The organism is Kitasatospora sp. MY 5-36, assembly GCF_001182915.1.
Taxonomy (GTDB): domain Bacteria; phylum Actinomycetota; class Actinomycetes; order Streptomycetales; family Streptomycetaceae; genus Kitasatospora.
In genome coordinates this window covers 1-2,218 of sequence record NZ_LFVW01000361.1, presented here as the reverse complement: position 1 = coordinate 2,218, position 2,218 = coordinate 1, and the positions used below count along the sequence as shown (strand labels likewise).

2 protein-coding genes are annotated in these 2,218 nt (G+C 75.7%); one reads left to right on the top strand and one right to left on the bottom strand.

Translation table 11 applies throughout. The features are described from left to right. On the bottom strand, positions 1 to 532 hold a 532-nt coding region (locus AE652_RS22535), incomplete at its 3' end, for a hypothetical protein (protein ID WP_049654351.1). Between the two features lie 252 nt (positions 533 to 784). On the opposite strand from AE652_RS22535, the gene AE652_RS44160 reads away from it, so the two are divergent. Beyond that, positions 785 to 2,218: serine/threonine-protein kinase (locus AE652_RS44160; RefSeq protein ID WP_049654350.1), on the top strand; the 1,434-nt coding region annotated here is incomplete at its 3' end.

The window sequence follows — 2,218 nt, the reverse complement described above, 5'->3', positions numbered from 1 at the left end:
GGAACCCGCCGATGAGGGCGATGGCGTAGAAGGCGGCGTCGAGGGGGCGGAGGTCGGCGCGCCAGGCGGTGACGGTGTCGTGCAGCAGGCCGCCGGGGGCCGGGCCGTCGGCGTGGACGCGGCGGAGGTGCTCGATCAGCTGGCCGAGGAGCAGGGCGCCGGCGGCGAGGAGCGCGCCGAGCGGGGGGAGTAAGCGGCCCTGGCCGCCGAGCCGGCCGAGCGGGAGGGCGACCAGGCCGGCCGGGGCGATGGCCAGCCAGCCGAGGCTGTCGGCGGCGCGCAGCGGGGCGCTGCCGTAGGCGAGGCCGCCGAGGAGCATGGCGAGCAGGGCGAGGGAGACGGCCAGGGCGGTGCGGTGCCGGGGGGCGGTCCTGGGCGTGGGTTCGACGGGGTCGAAGCCGGCCACGGGGGCGCCGGGCATGCCGGGGGCGACGTAGCCCTCGGGGGAGACGGGGGGTGGTGCGACCGAGTAGTGCTGGGCGGTGTGCGGCCGGATCGATGGGCCGTCAGTGCCCGGTGCGGGTGCGGTCATGGGCGTCGAATCCCCCCGGAATACGATGAGCTGCCGAACGGTAGCAGTGGTCCGGACAGATCTTGGCGAGTTTTCGATCACAGATCGGGCACGGAGCGCCGCCTCCGTTCCGGTTCGTACCGGCTCGATGCGGGGGCCGGGTGGTCGCGGGCCCTCCGGACAGGAGATGATGGAGGCTTGGGCGTCCGGGCCCCAGGTCGGGCCGACGCGCCGTCACCACGACCGCCAGCAGCACATGGGGGAACGTTCCGAATGACCCAGGCGCAGGGTTCCACCGGCCGCCTCCTGGCCGGCCGCTACCGCCTGAACGGCGTGCTCGGGCGCGGCGGCATGGGCACCGTCTGGCGCGCCGAGGACGAGATGCTGGGCCGGACCGTCGCGGTCAAGGAACTGCGGATGAACGCCAGCGTCGACGAGGAGGAGAAGCACCGGCTGATCACCCGGACGCTGCGCGAGGCCAAGGCGACCGCGCGGATCCGGCACAGTTCGGCGGTGACCGTCTTCGACGTGGTCGACGAGGACGACCGGCCGTGGATCGTCATGGAGCTGGTCGAGTCCCGCTCGCTGGCCGACGTGGTCCGGGAGGACGGGCCGCTGGCCCCCGCCCGGGCGGCGGAGATCGCGCTCGACGTGCTGGGCGTGCTCAGCGCGGCGCACGCGCTCGGCATCCTGCACCGGGACGTCAAGCCGTCCAACGTGCTGATCGGCGAGGACGGCCGGGTCGTGCTCACCGACTTCGGCATCGCCAGCGTGGAGGGCGACGCCTCCGTCACCTCGACCGGGATGCTCGTCGGCGCGCCCTCGTACATCTCCCCGGAGCGGGCCCGCGGGCAGAAGCCCGGGCCGCCGGCCGACCTGTGGTCGCTGGGCGGCACGCTGTACGCGATGGTCGAGGGCCGGCCGCCCTACGACCGGGGCTCGGCGCTGGCCACGCTGACCGCGGTGATGACCGAGGACCTGATCGCGCCGGTGAACGCCGGGCCGCTGCAGCCGGTGATCGAGGGGCTGCTGGCGAAGGACCCGGCCGAGCGGCTGGACGCCTCGCAGACCCGGTCGATGCTCAAGCGGGTGGTCGCGGAGGCGACCGCGCGGGCCGAGTCGACCACCGAGCACGCGGTGCCGCTGGAGAAGCCGGCCGAGGAGCCGGAGCCGAAGGCCTCGAAGGCGTCGGGGCTGTCGAAGGCGGCGGGGCCGGCGGAGGCGTCGAACGCCGCGGAGCCGTCCGAGCCGTCGGCGTCGGCGTCGACCTCGGCGGAGTCCGCGGAGCCCTCGGAGTCTTCGCCGAAGGAACCGGAGCAGGCCGGGAACGGCCGCAAGCGGTCGGTGGGCGGGCTGCTGGGGACGGTCCGGGTCGGGAGTCGGGCCCAGGACGCGGAGCCCGCCGGGACGCCGTCCGAGGAGCCGGGCGCGGAGCCGATCCGGCCGGTGACCAGCGAGTGGACGATGGGCGCGACCCAGGCGGCCGGGGCCGATCCGCGCACCGGCCGGCGACGGCTGGCCATCGCCACCGTGATCGTGGTGCTGCTGCTGATCGCGGGAGTGGTGGCGGTCGTCCGGATGGTCGGCACCGACGACGGCGGCGCGAACGGCGCGGCCTCGCAGAGCGCGGTCGCCACCTCGCCGGGGGCGACCGGTACCGAGCCGGTGCCGACGTCGGCACCGACGGGCGAACCCGCGCCCGCCCCG